Origin of the sequence: Streptomyces sp. NPDC012827 (assembly GCF_042900905.1) — a bacterium.
GTDB classification, from domain to species: Bacteria; Actinomycetota; Actinomycetes; order Streptomycetales; family Streptomycetaceae; genus Streptomyces; species Streptomyces gulbargensis.
The window spans coordinates 124,252-138,329 of sequence record NZ_JBIBBY010000014.1 but is presented as its reverse complement, the minus strand read 5'-3'; the positions used below and the strand labels follow the sequence as shown (position 1 = coordinate 138,329).

General features: G+C 75.9%; 17 protein-coding genes. 6 read left to right on the top strand and 11 right to left on the bottom strand.

Annotated features, from left to right (window positions below):
• Positions 1-31: 31 nt before the first annotated feature.
• Both ACFY60_RS28180 and ACFY60_RS28175 read left to right on the top strand, forming a co-directional pair.
• The gene (locus ACFY60_RS28180) at positions 32-1,510 is read left to right on the top strand and encodes an aminotransferase class I/II-fold pyridoxal phosphate-dependent enzyme (RefSeq protein WP_388616438.1); all 1,479 of its coding nucleotides are present in this window, start codon (positions 32-34) and stop codon (positions 1,508-1,510) included.
• A gap of 43 nt (positions 1,511-1,553) precedes the next feature.
• Positions 1,554-1,766, top strand: coding sequence for a hypothetical protein (locus ACFY60_RS28175; protein WP_388616435.1), 213 nt, complete (start codon positions 1,554-1,556; stop codon positions 1,764-1,766).
• A 68-nt stretch (positions 1,767-1,834) separates the two neighbouring features.
• Here the strand turns inward: ACFY60_RS28175 and ACFY60_RS28170 are convergent, their stop codons facing one another.
• Together ACFY60_RS28170 and ACFY60_RS28165 are read right to left on the bottom strand one after the other, a co-directional pair.
• Positions 1,835-2,275 carry a hypothetical protein gene (locus ACFY60_RS28170; protein WP_388616432.1) on the bottom strand — a complete coding sequence of 147 codons (441 nt, stop codon included), beginning with the start codon at positions 2,273-2,275 and terminating at the stop codon, positions 1,835-1,837.
• 95 nt (positions 2,276-2,370) lie between these two features.
• A complete protein-coding gene (locus tag ACFY60_RS28165; protein ID WP_388616430.1) occupies positions 2,371-3,324 on the bottom strand; it encodes a hypothetical protein in 954 nt (317 codons plus the stop codon).
• 709 nt (positions 3,325-4,033) lie between these two features.
• Between ACFY60_RS28165 and ACFY60_RS28160 the strand changes: the two genes are divergently transcribed.
• Positions 4,034-5,419 (top strand): family 43 glycosylhydrolase, encoded by a 1,386-nt coding sequence (locus ACFY60_RS28160; RefSeq protein WP_388616427.1) that lies wholly within the window; start codon positions 4,034-4,036, stop codon positions 5,417-5,419.
• Between the two features lie 30 nt (positions 5,420-5,449).
• On the opposite strand, the gene ACFY60_RS28155 is transcribed toward ACFY60_RS28160, so the two are convergent.
• From ACFY60_RS28155 to ACFY60_RS28130, 6 genes are all read right to left on the bottom strand, one after another.
• Positions 5,450-6,343, bottom strand: a complete 894-nt coding sequence (locus ACFY60_RS28155) for an RICIN domain-containing protein (protein ID WP_388616424.1) — start codon at positions 6,341-6,343, stop codon at positions 5,450-5,452.
• 427 nt (positions 6,344-6,770) lie between these two features.
• Positions 6,771-6,959, bottom strand: a complete 189-nt coding sequence (locus ACFY60_RS28150) for a CsbD family protein (RefSeq protein ID WP_388616422.1) — start codon at positions 6,957-6,959, stop codon at positions 6,771-6,773.
• A gap of 90 nt (positions 6,960-7,049) precedes the next feature.
• The gene (locus ACFY60_RS28145) at positions 7,050-7,610 is read right to left on the bottom strand and encodes a type 1 glutamine amidotransferase domain-containing protein (RefSeq protein ID WP_388616419.1); all 561 of its coding nucleotides are present in this window, start codon (positions 7,608-7,610) and stop codon (positions 7,050-7,052) included.
• A gap of 151 nt (positions 7,611-7,761) precedes the next feature.
• Entirely contained in the window at positions 7,762-8,211 is a 450-nt protein-coding gene (locus tag ACFY60_RS28140) for a hypothetical protein (RefSeq protein ID WP_388616416.1), read from the bottom strand.
• Positions 8,208-8,354 (bottom strand): hypothetical protein, encoded by a 147-nt coding sequence (locus tag ACFY60_RS28135; protein ID WP_388616413.1) that lies wholly within the window; start codon positions 8,352-8,354, stop codon positions 8,208-8,210. Before ACFY60_RS28135 ends, ACFY60_RS28140 begins: the two co-directional genes overlap by 4 nt.
• Before the next feature lie 417 nt (positions 8,355-8,771).
• Positions 8,772-9,329, bottom strand: coding sequence for an SRPBCC family protein (locus ACFY60_RS28130; RefSeq protein WP_388616410.1), 558 nt, complete (start codon positions 9,327-9,329; stop codon positions 8,772-8,774).
• Positions 9,330-9,455: 126 nt separating this feature from the next.
• Here ACFY60_RS28130 and ACFY60_RS28125 point away from each other — a divergent pair, with 126 nt between their 5' ends.
• Both ACFY60_RS28125 and ACFY60_RS28120 read left to right on the top strand, forming a co-directional pair.
• Positions 9,456-10,223, top strand: a complete 768-nt coding sequence (locus tag ACFY60_RS28125; RefSeq protein WP_388616408.1) for a HemK2/MTQ2 family protein methyltransferase — start codon at positions 9,456-9,458, stop codon at positions 10,221-10,223.
• Positions 10,220-10,678 (top strand): CDGSH iron-sulfur domain-containing protein, encoded by a 459-nt coding sequence (locus tag ACFY60_RS28120; protein WP_388616405.1) that lies wholly within the window; start codon positions 10,220-10,222, stop codon positions 10,676-10,678. The genes ACFY60_RS28125 and ACFY60_RS28120 overlap by 4 nt, the downstream gene beginning before the upstream one ends.
• 44 nt (positions 10,679-10,722) lie before the next feature.
• Here ACFY60_RS28120 and ACFY60_RS28115 read toward each other — a convergent pair whose 3' ends face one another.
• The 3 genes from ACFY60_RS28115 to ACFY60_RS28105 all read right to left on the bottom strand — a co-directional run bounded on the left by ACFY60_RS28115 (position 10,723) and on the right by ACFY60_RS28105 (position 12,736).
• Positions 10,723-11,430 carry a DUF6766 family protein gene (locus tag ACFY60_RS28115; RefSeq protein ID WP_388616403.1) on the bottom strand — a complete coding sequence of 236 codons (708 nt, stop codon included), beginning with the start codon at positions 11,428-11,430 and terminating at the stop codon, positions 10,723-10,725.
• An 82-nt stretch (positions 11,431-11,512) separates the two neighbouring features.
• A complete protein-coding gene (locus ACFY60_RS28110; protein ID WP_388616511.1) occupies positions 11,513-11,965 on the bottom strand; it encodes a hypothetical protein in 453 nt (150 codons plus the stop codon).
• Positions 11,966-12,076: 111 nt separating this feature from the next.
• Complete coding sequence (locus tag ACFY60_RS28105; protein ID WP_388616400.1) at positions 12,077-12,736, bottom strand: UdgX family uracil-DNA binding protein; 660 nt, start codon at positions 12,734-12,736, stop codon at positions 12,077-12,079.
• A 221-nt stretch (positions 12,737-12,957) separates the two neighbouring features.
• Between ACFY60_RS28105 and ACFY60_RS28100 the strand changes: the two genes are divergently transcribed.
• Positions 12,958-14,031: an iron-containing redox enzyme family protein gene (locus ACFY60_RS28100; RefSeq protein ID WP_388616397.1), complete on the top strand. Its 1,074-nt coding sequence runs from the start codon at positions 12,958-12,960 to the stop codon at positions 14,029-14,031.
• The last annotated feature ends 47 nt before the right edge of the window (positions 14,032-14,078 follow it).

Sequence of the window (14,078 nt, the reverse complement as noted above, 5' to 3'; positions counted from 1 at the left end):
CCGTACACCCGTCGAATGGGAGGAACCCACCATGGACCACTCGCGCGCGCCTGTACTCGAGGCGCTCCAGGAGTTCCGGCGCCGGGGGGACGTCGTGTTCGGCCCTCCCGGACACAAGCAGGGCCGCGGCGTCGACCCGAGGGTCGCGGAGATCCTCGGCCTCGACCTCTTCCGTGCCGACGTCCTCATGCTGAACGGGCTCGACGACCGGCGCCAGTCCCAGGGAGTGCTGAGCCAGGCGCAGGAGCTGATGGCCGACGCCGTCGGAGCCGAGCAGGCGTTCTTCTCGACCTGCGGAAGCTCGCTGTCCGTCAAGACCGCCATGCTCGCCGTCGCCGGACCCGGCGAGAAGCTGCTCCTGTCGCGCAACGCGCACAAGTCCGTGATCGCGGCCGTGGTGGTGAACGGTGTGGAACCCATCTGGGTGCACCCCAAGTTCGACGGCGAACGGCACCTCGCCCACCCGCCGGAGCCCGACGACGTGCGCCGCCGCCTCAAGGAGCACCCCGACGCCAAGGGCATGCTCCTGATCACCCCCACCGACTGGGGCAGCTGCGCGGACGTCAGGGGCGTGGCCGACGCCTGCCACTCCTTCGACGTGCCGCTCATCGTGGACGAGGCGTGGGGCGCGCACCTGCCGTTCCACCCCGAGCTGCCCGCCTGGGGCATCGACGCCGACGCCGACCTCGTCGTCACCAGCGTCCACAAGATGGGAGGGGCGGTCGAGCAGAGTTCGGTCTTCCACCTCCAGCACGACCGGGTGTCGCCCGAGGTGCTCAAACAGCGCGAGGACCTGCTGGGCACGACCAGCTCCTCCTCCCTGGTGTACGCCACGCTCGACGGCTGGCGGCGCCAGATGGTCCAGCACGGGCACGACCTCCTCGACGACGCCCTGCGCCGCGCGCAGCGGATCCGCGGGACGGCGGACTCCTTGCCGGGCCTGTCCGTGATGGGCCGCGAGGTGGTCGGCGCCGGGTTCGCCGCCGACCTGGACCCGCTCAAGATCGTGATCGACGTACGGGGGCTCGGGATCACCGGCATGCGGGCCGCCGAGTGGCTGCGCGCCGAACGCCACGTCGACGTGGGCGGCTCGGACACCTGCCGCATCAGCGTCTCGATCACCCACTCGGACGACGACGAGACCGAACAGGTCCTGGTGGACGCCCTGCGGGCCCTGGCCGACCGGGCCGACTCGATCGACGGCCCGTCCCCGGCCGCCGTACGGCTCCCGGAGCCCCCGGCGCTCGAACTGGAACAGGCCCGCCTCCCGCGCGACGCGTTCTTCGGCGAGGCCGACCACGTGGCGGCGGAGGACGCGGTGGGCCGCATCGCGGCCGAGACCATCAGCCCGTACCCGCCCGGCGTGCCGGTGGTCACGCCCGGCGAGGTCATCACCGCCGAGGTGGTCGACTACCTCCGCAGCGGCGCCGACCACGGCATGCTCGTCCCGGACGCCGCCGACCCGTCCCTGAAGACGTTCCGGGTGGTGGCGCGTGAACCGCGGTCCTGAGTCCCGAGGTGCCCCCCGCGTGCGCGGAGGGCACGCTGGAGACGTGAGCACCGCCCCTGTCGTCGTCCACCGCCCGAGCGCCACCGGCGGGCGGCGCGTCACCGTGCGCGGTGAGATCGCGGGCCTCGCGCACCGCGACGCCGATGTGATCGAGTTCCTGCGCCGCGCCGGTGTCCCGGACGCCGAGGAACTGCTCGACGACCCGGCCTGGGTGGAGTGGCGCGGTGGGCGGGCGCACATGTACGAGGCGGCCTGACGGCCGCACGGCACGAACGCCGGCCCGGCGGACGAACCGCCGGGCCGGCGCCGTCGTGGGTGCCGGCGTCAGCAGGCGTCCACCCAGGCGTGCGAGGAGACGTTGTCGTTGACGAACTGCCCCTTGCCGGCGCCCGGCCCGAAGAACCTCAGGCCGGAGAGCCCCAGGTCGGGGATGGAGTGGCTCTGGTGGAGGCACACCCACGAGCCGGTCCAGCTGACGCCGTAGAACAGCTTGACGTCCTCGCCCCGCCCCGGGAAGCCGTTGTTCCAGACGTCCGAGACCTTGTTGCGGCAGCCGGCCCAGTTGCCGTTGTCGCCGTTCCACCGGCAGTGGAAGCCACCGGCGTGCGAGTGCTCCCAGGCGTACAGGAAGCCGTCGGGCGCCGCGGCGGCCGGAGCCGTCGCGGCAGGGGGAGCGGCGGCGGCGTCGGCGTCGGCGGCCGGGGCGGTCAGCAGGGCGAGGGCCCCTGCGGTGAGCGCGGTGACGAGGGTTCGGGTGAGGCGCACGGTGTTCTCCGTTCTCGGACGGCCGCTCCGCGGTCGCGGTGCGGCGGGGACCGTCGCGTGCCGGGTGGCGCGCGACGGGGTCGTGGGCGGGGCGGTCAGCCCCGTGGGGGATCGCCGGTGATCCGGCGCGCGCGGGGGAGCGCGGCGGCCCGCAGCCGCTCCCACTGTTCGACGTCCGCGCGGTACGCGCGGGCCAGGGCGGCGGCGTGGCGGGCGTCGAGCCGCCGGGCCGTCGCGGCGAGGCCGGACGTGGCGCCGCACCGCACCTCCGCGAGGGCGAGCGCCACCTCGCGGGCGGTGCCGAGGGGGCGGGCGGGGGAGAGTGCGGCGGCGCGGGCCTGCGCCGGGGTGGTGTACGGGTGTCCGGCGCCCCGCATGCACCGCTCCCAGCGGGCGAGCGGTTCCCGGTAAGCGGCGTCGGCCGTGACCCGCCCGCGGCGGATCCGCTCCAGGGCCTCCACCCGGGTCGAGGCCCGGAACCAGGCGGCGACGTCGCCGTACAGCTGGTCCTGCGACTCGGCGACACAGCCCTGACCACTGCGCTCCACGGTGCCGCCGCCAGGGAGGTCGGTGGAGAGGCCGCGCGGCGTGGGGCCGTTCGCGGCGACCAGGGCCCGTGCCTTGCGGTCCGCCGGCAGGGCGGCGAAATAGGCCCGGTTGGGGTCGCTGCGGGCGCGGGCCGCCCGCTGCTCGCGCAGCGCGGAGCCGTATCCGTGCCGCCCGGCCCACGCCGCGTCGTCCAGCACGTACGGGAAGGCCTCGACGCCCGGCTCCTCGTCGAGCGCGAACACCTGGTACGTGAAGCCCTCCCGGCGCATGCAGTCGCGCAGCAGGCGCTGCTCGGCGTCGTGCAGCAGCCGCTCCTCCGCGGTGGGGCCCGCCGCCGTGCCGGCGACGGCAGGCGAGGCCCGTCCGGTCGGCGGGCCGCCCCCGTCCGCCTGCACCGCCGCGGCGAAGGCCGTCGCGGCGGCGGCGACGGCCACGGCGAGGAGCGTGCGGCGGGGGAAGCGGACGGGACGGCGGGGGCGTGCGCCGCGGTTCCGGAACATGGGGACTCCTGGGGGATCGAGCGGGATGCGGGTGCGGGCGGGCGGCCCCGGGGCCGCACGGCCCGGCGTCGCCGAAAGCGCGCACGGGTCGGGGCGCGAGGGGAGAGGGGGAGGTCCGAGGGGCCGTCGCGACCGTGGTGGCGAGCGGTGCCGTGACCGGACGACCGCAGTCTGTGCCGGTCGGGAAGCGGTGCGCAACCGTGTCCCGGCCGCTTCGCCGAAGTCGGGATTCCCACCGCCGTGACCTGCGGGGACATCGGCGTCCCGGGACGCGGGAGGGACGCGGGGACGGCCGGGACGCGGGGGTGCGGGACCGGCTTCGATCCGCGCGGTCCGCCCGCGCCACCTCACGGCGTCCGCGTCGTTCTCGTGGTGTGCCCCACCGCTCGGGTCCGGGCGCGGCGTCGAAGCCGGGCGGCCCGCACCGCCGCCGAGCCCGGGGCCGCGCCCCGACCGGCTCCGGTCCCCGCGCGTCCCGCCGGACCGGGCGGGAGCCGGGCGCCCCGAGGCGCCGCCGCCCCGCGCCGTACCGCGGCGAACCGACACCGACCGGGCCGGCCGGAGCACCCGATGCACCGGGGCGCACCGCGTGACCCACGTCGTACCGCACCGAAACGAAGGAGTGCCGATCCGTGCACCACCGGAACCAGCCCGGGAGCGCCGCGCCGCGCGGCCCGAACGTGCCCGCCGCCGGCTGAGGAACGCCGCCGTGGCGCTGGGCGTGGCCGTCTGCCTCGCCGCGCTGCCCGCCGCGACCACGGCCACCGCCCCGGCCACGGCCACCGCCCCGGCCACGGCCACCGCCGTGCCGGGCACCGCCCCCGTCGCCGCCTCCGCGCCGACGAGCCCCGTCCTCGACCAGGACTTCGCCGACCCCGACGTCGTCACCGTCGGCGGCGTCCACCACGCCTACGCCACCAACGCCCACGGCCGGAACATCCAGCACGCCACCTCCACCGACCTGCTGCACTGGACCGTCGACACCCGTGACGCGCTCCCCGAGCTGGGCGCCTGGGCCACGCTCGACCCGCCGCACCACGTCTGGGCGCCGGAGGTCTTCGACAACGGCGACGGCTACACGATGCTGTACACCGCCCGCGACCGGGCCGGTGGCCGCCAGTGCGTCGGCACCGCCCTGGCGGCCACCCCCGACGGGCCGTTCCGCCCGGCGGGCGACGGCCCCCTGGTCTGCCCCGTCGGGGAGGGCGGCGCCATCGACGCGTCCAGCCACACCGAGAACGGCGTCCGCTACGTGCTGTGGAAGAGCGACGGCAACTGCTGCGGCCTCGACACCTGGATCCACCTCCAGCGGCTCTCGCCGGACGGCACCCGCACCATGGGCGACCCCGTCCGGCTGATCAAGCAGGACCGCCCCTGGGAGGGCGGCCTGGTGGAGGCGCCGACCCTCGTCCGCCGCGACGGCCGTTACGTCCTTCTCTACTCGGCCGGTGACTACCGCTCCGACGCGTACGCCACCGGCTGGGCGGCCTCCGAGACCCTCACCGGGCCCTATGTGAAGGGCGACATGCCGCTGATGACCACCGAGTCCTTCTCGGGCGCCGTCGCCGGGCCCGGCGGCCAGGACGTCGTGACCGGCCGCGACGGCAGGGACCGGATCCTCTTCCACGGCCGGGGCGCCGACCGCTCACGCCGGGTGCTGTACGCCGCCGACCTCGGGTTCGCCGACGGCCGCCCGGTCGTGCGCGGCAGCAGGGTGCGCCACGAGGCGGAGCTCGCCGGGGTGCACCGGGCCGGTGTCCGTGACGCGCGGGACGCGTGGGGCGGCCGGGCCGTGGGGTACATCGACCACCCGGACAGTCACGTCGAGTTCCGGGTCTTCGCCGCCTCCGCCGGCCGCCACACCCTGGCCGTGCGGTACGGCAACGGGTCGCTGGACGCGGCGGGCGCCCCGGCATCCGCGACGCACCTGCTGACGGTGAACGGCGCCGACGCGGGCCGGGTCGACTACCCGTACACCGGCTGGGACGCCTGGCGGACGCGTGAGGTGCCCGTGGACCTGCGGGCCGGCTGGAACACCGTGCGCCTCACGAAGGGCGAGCGGTACACCGAACTGGACGCCGTGGAAGTGGCCTGAGGCCCCCGCGGCCCTCCGCCGGACCGCTCGTCAGGCCCACTTCTGACGGGCGGTCCGGTCGCAGGGCACGGCCCGCAGCCCCGCCGCCGCGTCGTCGTCCAGGCAGAGCCGGCCCACCGCGCTCCTGATCTCGGCCGCCGCCTCGTCGCGCGGTGCGACGGTCCACCGCTGGGCGGCGGACGGGCCGCAGGCCGCGCCCCGGAGACCGCCGGGGGTGTGCTCCAGACACCGGCCGGTGGCGTGGTTCCTGAGCCGCGCCCCGCCCTCCTCGGCCGGGACGACGGTCCAGCGCTGATAGGGGAGGCCGTTGCACCCGTACGACCGGGTGCCCACGTCGAGACTGTCGTCGAGGCAGGCACCGGTCGCGCGGTTGACGAAGATGCGTGGCTGGTTCGCGCCGGGCGCGGGCCCGTGGAAGGCGGCCGTGGCACCGCCACCGGTTCCCGGATCCACCGGCAGCACCCACACCGCGCCGGCCGCCCCCAGCACCAGACCGCACACGCCTCCGGCGAGTGCGGCGAACAGCCGCCCCCGGCGCCCGGGAACCCGGGGCGGGGCTTCTCCCGAGGGCCCCGCGTCACCCGCCGCCGTCGCCCCGCCCGCACCGGTGGCCGCCCCGTCCGTGGCGCTCGCCGCCCCGCCCGCACCGGCCGCCATCCGCTGGCCGCGGTCGGCCGCCTCCCACAGCGTCCGGTAGTCGGCGGGATCGCCGCCGAGGGCCACGCACAGGTCGCGCACCGTCGCCCACGGGGGGACGGTGGCGCCCCGGAAGTACCGGGAGAGGGAGGAGTCGCTGATCCGCACCCGCGTCTCCAGGGACCGCAAGGTGCAGCCGGAGCGCCGCTGGAGGTCGCGCAGGGCCCTGCCCAGCGCCCGCGCCGGCTGCTGCTCCTCGTGCACCTCGTCGGGCCGGCCGGCAGCCATGGGAACGTCCTTCCGCTCCGCCCCGCGCGGACCGCGCGGGCGACGGCCCCGTCGCGGGGGCCGGAGGTGTCGTCGGGTGATCGGGGGTGTCGTTGCAGGTCGGAACCTACGGCGCGGCGGAAGCCGCTGGCAATCGGAGGCACTCTCCCGGAGGAACCGGGGCGCGGCGGTTGACGACGACCGAGCCGCCTGAGCCTCCCCGTTCCGCCGTACCCGGGGCCGCGCGGCGAAGTGCGCCACCTCGGGGGAGGGGCGGGGCCGACCGGCGCTCCTTCGCCGGGGGCTCGCGGAGACCGTCACCCGGCACCGCGACCACGGGCATGCCGGGAACCTCTCGTCATCGGGTGCGGGCCGGGCAGCGGCCGACCCCCGCACAGGCGGACGCCCGGCCGGGAGGGGTCCGGCCGGGCGTCCGCCTCTGCGGGGGTCAGCCCGTGCGGCGCTTCATCTCGTCACGTGCCTTGGTCCCGCCCCGGTGCACCTTCTCCATGGCCTCGCGGGCCTTGCCCTTCATCTGGTCGGTCTTGCCCTCGGCCTGCATCTTCTCGTTGCCGGTGGCCTTGCCGACGGTCTCCTTGATCTTGCCCTTGCCCTTGTCCATCGCGCCCTTGCCCATGGCGGGTCTCCTCTTCCGTGTCCTCTGTCGTGGCCTGCGGTGGCTGTGTGTCGTGCGGTGTGTCGTGCCGGCCGGGGTGACCGGCCGGTCTCAGTTCCCGGCGTTCTCCAGCGCGTCGACGATCGCCGCCGAGAAGGCGTCCAGGTCGTCCGGCTTCCGGGAGGTGATCAGGGTGTGGCCGCCGGAGGTGTCGACGACGACCTCGCGGTCCGTCCAGCGGGCGCCGGCGTTCTCCAGGTCCGGCCGGAGCGAGGGGTAGGAGGTGAGGTCGCGGTCCCGTGCGAGGCCGCTGTCCACCAGCAGCCAGGGGCCGTGGCAGACGGCCGCCACCGGCTTGCCCGCCCCGGCGACGGCCGAGACGATGCGGCGCGCGTCCTCGTCCGTGCGCAGGGTGTCGGCGTTGAGCGTGCCGCCCGGCACCACCACGGCGTCGAAGTCGTCCGCCGAGACCTTCTCCAGGGTCGTGTCCGGCCGGACGGTCTCACCGGGGTCGCGGTCGGAGACCAGCGTCCGCACCGGCTCGTCCTTCTGCGCCGCCACGGTCACCCGGGCCCCCGCCTCGCGGAGCACGGTCGCGGGCTTGGTCAGCTCGTCCTGTTCCGTCCCGTAGTTGGTGGTGAGGATCAGGACGTTCTTTCCGTCGAGCGTCACGATGTCTTTCTCCCTTTCCGAGGCCGTGGGGGTGGCACCTGCGGATCCGGCCGCCGCCCCTCGCGCCTCATGAAGGCGCGTGCCCCGATGCCCCGCCGGTATGCATATGTCCCGTATATCGGGGTGGGTGAAGGGGTGGCGACGGGGTGGGTCAGCGGGGCGGGGCCGCCGTGACCGGTCCGTCGGGCGGATGTCCGCCGCCCGCGGCCGCCGGCTCGTGGGTGAGGCGGACGCGGTACGTCCCGGCCGCGAGTTCCTGCCCGTCGGCGTCCAGGAAGCGGCCCGTCACCTCGTACGTGCCGCAGTGGGCACGCCCCACGGGGAGCCGTTCGGCGGAGAGCCGGATCTCGTACGGCCCGCCCGAGCGGAATCCGCCGAGCGCCGTGTGGGTGCGCGCCAGCACACTGCCCTCCCGGACGCGGGTGTCCTCGAAGGCCAGCCCGTCGATGTCCCGGCCCAGCCGGAAGACGAGGCCCACGCCCACCACCGCGCCCTCCGGCAGCTCGACGGCCGGGGCCTCCCCCGTCTCCGCGAACGGGACGTCCACCCGGCCGCGCTCCTCCGTGTGCAGGTGGATCCCGAGCAGCTCGAAGTCCTTCACGGGAGACGCACCGCCCTCCGCCGGGCCGGCGGCGTCACCGGCTCGCGGGGGCCGCCGCGCGGCCCCGTGTCGGCGCGTGCGCGGACGGCCCGCAGGGTGAGGACTCCTTGCGGGAAGGAGAAGACCTCGGACAACCGGATCATGGCGACGCTCCTCGGCTCAGCCCGGCGTCTGCCCAGGGGGCACGGGAACACGCACGCGACGGGCGGCCGGTTCGCGCGGCGCGGCGAGGCGGCCCCCGGGTCCCCGGTCCCGCCGGGACCCGGGCCGGCATCCGGCCCCGTGACCTGCGGCCCGGCCGGAGGTGGAGTCGCGGGAGGGCCGGGCGGCGTGAACGCCCGTACGCGCCGCCCCGGGACGCGGAGCCGCCCCGTACCGACCGCCTCCACACCCCGTACCGACCGCCTCCGCACCCCGGACCGGCGGCCCCACCCAGGGCCGTCCCGCCTCGGGACATGCCCGGGGCCCGGGAGGAACAGGTGTCCTCCCGGGCCCCGTGGCCGGACCCTCTTCGGGCCGGCTCGTGCGGGCGGGCGTCCGGCGCCGTGCCCGGCCGTGCGTCAGGACGCCGGCCAGGAGCCGGGCGGGGTGCCCTGGCCCGGCGGCGGGGTGCCGGGGGAGGCGGCGGTACCGCCACCGGCCGTACCGCCGTCCGCGTCACCCGGGCGCAGCCGGCCGCGCCAGGCGCCGGTCGCCCGGTCGCGGTCCTCGATGAAGCTCTTGAACCGCTTGAGGTCGCCCTCCACCCGGCTGTCGACCACACCGAGGGCCTTGCCCGCCTTCTCCACGAAGCCCTCCGGCTCCATGTCCAGGGCGAGCGTCACCCGCGTGTGGGTGTCGTCGACCGGCTCGAACGTGACGACGCCCTTCTGCTTGACGTCACCTCCGACGGTGCGCCAGGAGATCCGCTCGTCCGGCAGCTGGTCGACGATCTCCGCGTCGAACTCCCGGGTGACTCCGGCGATCTTGGTCCGCCAGTGCAGGTGCCGGTCGTCGATCTGCTGGACCGACTCCACGCCGTCCATGAACCGGGGGAACTCCTCGAACTGGGTCCACTGGTCGTACACCTCACGCAGCGGCGCGTCCACCTGGATCGTGTCGTGCACCATAGTGCTCATCTCCCTCGTTCGGTGGCGTAGCGGGACGAATACTCTGCTACCCGGGCCTTCCCGGCGTAACCACGCATGTCCCGTCGCTCCACGCATGTCCCGATCGGCGCCGGGTAATCGCGCGGAATGAGCCCGATGCGACTGATCACTCCGCCCGGCGTGTACGCCCCCCAGGGGGACACCGAGCTCCTCCTCGACACCCTCGCCCGCGAGGACGTGGGACCCGGCGACAAGGTGCTCGACATGTGCACCGGCACCGGCGTCCTCGCCATCGCGGCCGCCCGCAGGGGCGCCGAGACGACGGCCGTCGACATCTCCGGTGCCGCCGTCACCACCGCCCGACTGAACGCCCGGGTCCACGGGTGCCGAGTCCGCGTCGTGCGCGGCGACCTCACCCGGCCGGTGGCGGGGGAGCGGTTCGACCTGGTGACCGTCAATCCGCCGTACGTCCCCGCCGACGCCCCGTACGTCCCCGCCCGGGGGCCGGAGCGCGCCTGGGACGCGGGACGGGACGGGCGGCTCCTGCTCGACCGCATCTGCCGCGCCGCGCCCTCCGTTCTGGCCCCCGACGGCGTCCTCCTCCTGGTGCAGTCCTCCCTGTCCGGGGTGGACGCCAGCCTCGACGCCCTGAAGAGGTCGGGGCTGCGGGCCCGTGTGGCGGCCAGGAGCGATCAGCCCTTCGGGCCCGTGATGGCGTCCCGCGCGCGCTGGTTCGAGGCGCGCGGCCTGGTCCCGCCGGGCGTGCGCCACGAGGAACTGGTGGTCATCCGGGCCGTCCGGGAGGTCGGCGCCGAGCGCTTCGCGGAGGCGGCCCGGGACGGGGACCCCGCGCGGCGGGGGACGCATGCCGACGGACCGGCCTCCGGGACGGACACGGCGGCGAAGACCGAGGAGGCGGCATGAACACGTCCCGGGAGCCCACGTCGGCGGACGGCGAGCCCACGACCGCGCCCGACGAGCCCACGGCGGTGAACGGGGCCCGCACCCCCGCGCCCGGCCCCGTGCCGGGCGAGGGCCTCGGCGGCGGGCCGCGGTCCCGGCCCGGGGTCCCGCGCGCCGTCCCCCTGCGCGAAGGGCCGCTCCTCATCGAGGGGCCGCTGGAGATCGTGCTCCCCGACGGCGAGACGCGCCTGTGCGAACGCCCGGTGATCGCCCTCTGCACCTGCCGGCGCAGCCTCCGCGCGCCCTTCTGCGACACGAGCCACCGCCCCCGGGAGCGGGCGGTGCGCGGCAAGCGGCACACGTCCGGGAAGGACGCGAAGGACGAGGAGAGCAACGACACGGGCGGCACGCACGACGCCGACGGGGCCGAGGCCTCCGCCGGGGCGCCGGACGCGAGCCGTACCGACGACGCCTGACACGGGCGGGGCGGGCGGCCTCCACGCCGCCCCGCCCGTGCGCGTCAGCCCTCGACGCCGGTGGCGTGGTGCGGGGACCCGACGGGCTTGGACTCCGGGGACCCGCGCTGGCGCAGGTAGACGGAGAGCACCGCCATGGAGGCCACGGCCAGGAGTTCCGACTGCCAGTTCTGCAGGGACCGGCTCCAGAAGTCCGCGGACCCGAGGTAGGAGAACCAGCTCACCGGGTCCTGGAGCTGCCGCAGCCGCGTCCCGTTGTGCGCGGCGGCCCCGGAGACGGACTGGGCCAGCCAGGACAGCAGGAACAGGCCGCCCATGACCAGGCCGAGCGAGTGCGCGTACACCGCCTGGCGCCGGCCCGTGTCGGCCGCCCAGCGCGGCGACTCGGGCGTCGCGTGCTCGCCGACGCGCTGGTCGCGTTCGCTCTCGACACCCACCCGGTCCAGCGGCTTGGACTCCGGCGACCCGCGCTGGAGCAGATGGACCGTCCCGTACACGTAGAGGAAGAACTGCAGGAACTCCGACTGCCAGTTCTCGGTGACGTCGACGGCGAAGTCCGAGGACATGAGGTACGGGCCGAGGCCGATCCGCTGGAGCCCCTCGACGGCGAGCTGCTCGTTGAACTCGGCGTGCCCCGCGACGGCCTGTGCGGCGAGGACGACCAGGAAGGCGCCGCCGAAGGTGAGCGTCAGGCTGTTCGACCGCCAGAAGCCGCCGTGGTGGCCGGTGCGGGGCGTGCCGTCCGGCGTCACCGCTGCATCGCCCCGATCGCGGTGAAGTACGCGAGGCCTCCGAGGATGACGGCCAGACAGCCGATGAACACCGCCTTCATGGTCAGGATCCCTTCAGCGCGCAGCGGTAGGGCTGGTCGTCGGGCTGCGGTACGCAGCCGGCGGCCGTGATCCGCCAGCCTTCGTCGAACTGGGACAGGAACACCGTGTCGTCGCCGGTACGGAGCAGGGCCTGGCGCCCGTGGACCTCGACCGCCCGCGTCCCGCCGCCGCTCGGCAGCTCCAGGGAGCGCAGTGCCCGGTCGCACGGGGCCTTCCCGTCCTCGGTCAGCTCGTCCCGGCTCCCGGGGGCCAGCAGACCGCAGGCGGCGCCGAAGTCCTGGGCGGCGAGCGCGGCCGTGAACCGCCCCGCCGCGCGGCGGGCGCCGTCCTCGCGCGGGGCCGTGGCCCCGCAGCCGGTCAGCACGGCCGCGACGAGCAGGGCGCCGAGGGCCGCGCGGGTGAACGCCGTGCGACGGCGCGGGCCCCGTCGGCCTTCCGGGGCCGTTTTCCACATGGTCGTCACGGCCCCACCATGCACGGCCGCGCGGCCCCGGCGGCGTACCCTCGGCCGAACGGGCGCGAGTGTCGCCCGCCCGGGTGCCGCGGGAGTGCGTGCCCCGGCACGTCAGAGCGCGTCCGCCGCCGTCCGCAGGTCGGCCACCAGCCCCGCGTACATCCCCTCGCGGTCCCGGGCGCGCAGCACCGCCGAGGGGTGCACGGTCGCCAGGACCCGGACCGCGCCGTCGCCGTCCGGCAGCGGCCGGGGCACGCCCCGGTCCGTACCGACCCGGAACGAGGGCCCCAGCAGCGCACGGCCGGCCGTCGCGCCGAGCACGACCACCAGTTCCGGGCGGACCAGCCGCAGCTCGGCCGTCAGCCACGGACGGCAGGCCAGCGTCTCCCGCACGGTGGGCGTCTTGTGGATCCGCCGCTTGCGCGTCTCGTCGCGGGTGAACTTGAAGTGCTTGACGGCGTTGGTGACGTACAGGCCGTCCTCGTCGATACCGGCCTCGCCGAGCGCCCTGGACAGCAGCCGTCCGGCCGGTCCGACGAACGCCACCCCCTCCCGGTCCTCCCGGTCCCCGGGCTGCTCCCCGACCAGCATCATCCGCGCGTGCGGGTCTCCCCGGCCGAACACCGTCCCGCTCGCCTCCCGGTGGAGCGGACATCCCTCGCACCCGGCCGCCGCCCGCGCGTACGCCTCCAGGTCCCCGCGCGCCGGCAGGAACGGCGTCGCGTCGTAGGCCTCGGGCCCGGCGGGGCCCTTCTCCTTCGCACCGGTCATCGGATGCCTCCCGGACGCCGCCGCTCGCCCGGCGGACGCGGAGCGACTGCCCGGGGGTCGCGCCCCGCAACCGCCCCCGGCCGCGATCCGCCCGTACCGGCGGCCCCCCGGGGGCCCGGATGCCGGCCGTCCCGCCAGGCCGTCCGCCCCGGTCAGGCATAGGCCGCCGGGAACGGGGCACCCGCCTGGCACCCGCCCTCACCCTGGCGAGGAGGCCTGCCATGACGATCACAGTCCCACAAGGGACGGAAGTACGAGCCGACACCGGACGCCCCCAGCTGCCGCCACCCCGTGGCGAGCTGTCCGAGGCCGTCCACGCCTATCTGCGAGGCGTCGGCCGGAGCCTGCCGGACCGCCGGTCGACGGTCGGCGCCGACCCGTACGCGGAGGACCTGCAGCTGGCGCTGCACCTCGCCTACGAACTGCACTACCGGGGCTTCGACCAGGTGCCGGACGCCGTCGAGTGGGACCCGGACCTGCTGCGGCTGCGCTCCCTCATGGAGGAGCGCTTCGAGGACGCGCTGCGCGACCGCTGCGGCCGGTTCACCGATGTCGACGAGGCCTTCGCGGCGCTCCTGACCGAACCGGCCGAGGGACACGGCGTCTCCGACCACCTCGTGCGCGACGGCACGCGGGAGCAGCTGCGCGAGTACGCCGCCCTGCGCTCCGTGTACCAGCTCCGGGAGGCCGACCCCCACCTGTGGGTCGTGCCCCGGCTGCGGGGACGGGCCAAGGCGGCCATGGTGGCGATCGAGTACGACGAGTTCGGCTGCGGCCGGGCCGAGGCCATGCACGCCCGTCTCTTCGCCGACCTGATGAGCGACCTCGGACTCGACCCCTCCTACGGGCGGTACCTGGAGGCGGCGGGCGCCCAGACGCTGGCCACGGTCAACCTGATGTCCCTCCTCGGGCTCCACCGGGCCCGCCGCGGCGCCCTGGTCGGCCACTTCGCGGCCCTGGAGATCACCTCCTCACCCGCCGCGGCCCGGATCTCCGCCGCGATGCGCCGGATCGGCGCGGGCGAGGCGGCGGTGCACTTCTACGACGAGCACGTCGAGGCGGACGCCGTCCACGAGCAGCTGGTTCGGCGCGAGGTCGTCGGCGGCCTGCTCGCCGACGAACCGGAACTCGCCGGCGACGTCGTCTTCGGCGTGGAGGCGACCGGCCTCCTGGAGGACGATCTGGCCGCGCACATCACCGGCGCCTGGGAGGCGGGCAGGAGCGCCCTGCGGGTGCCGATCGACGACCTTTCCGGCGCGGGCCGGGACGAGACGGGACAGAGGGGTGACGCGTGAGCGCGGGGATGCTTCCGGAGGAACGGGGTACAGGCAGGGCTCCGGCC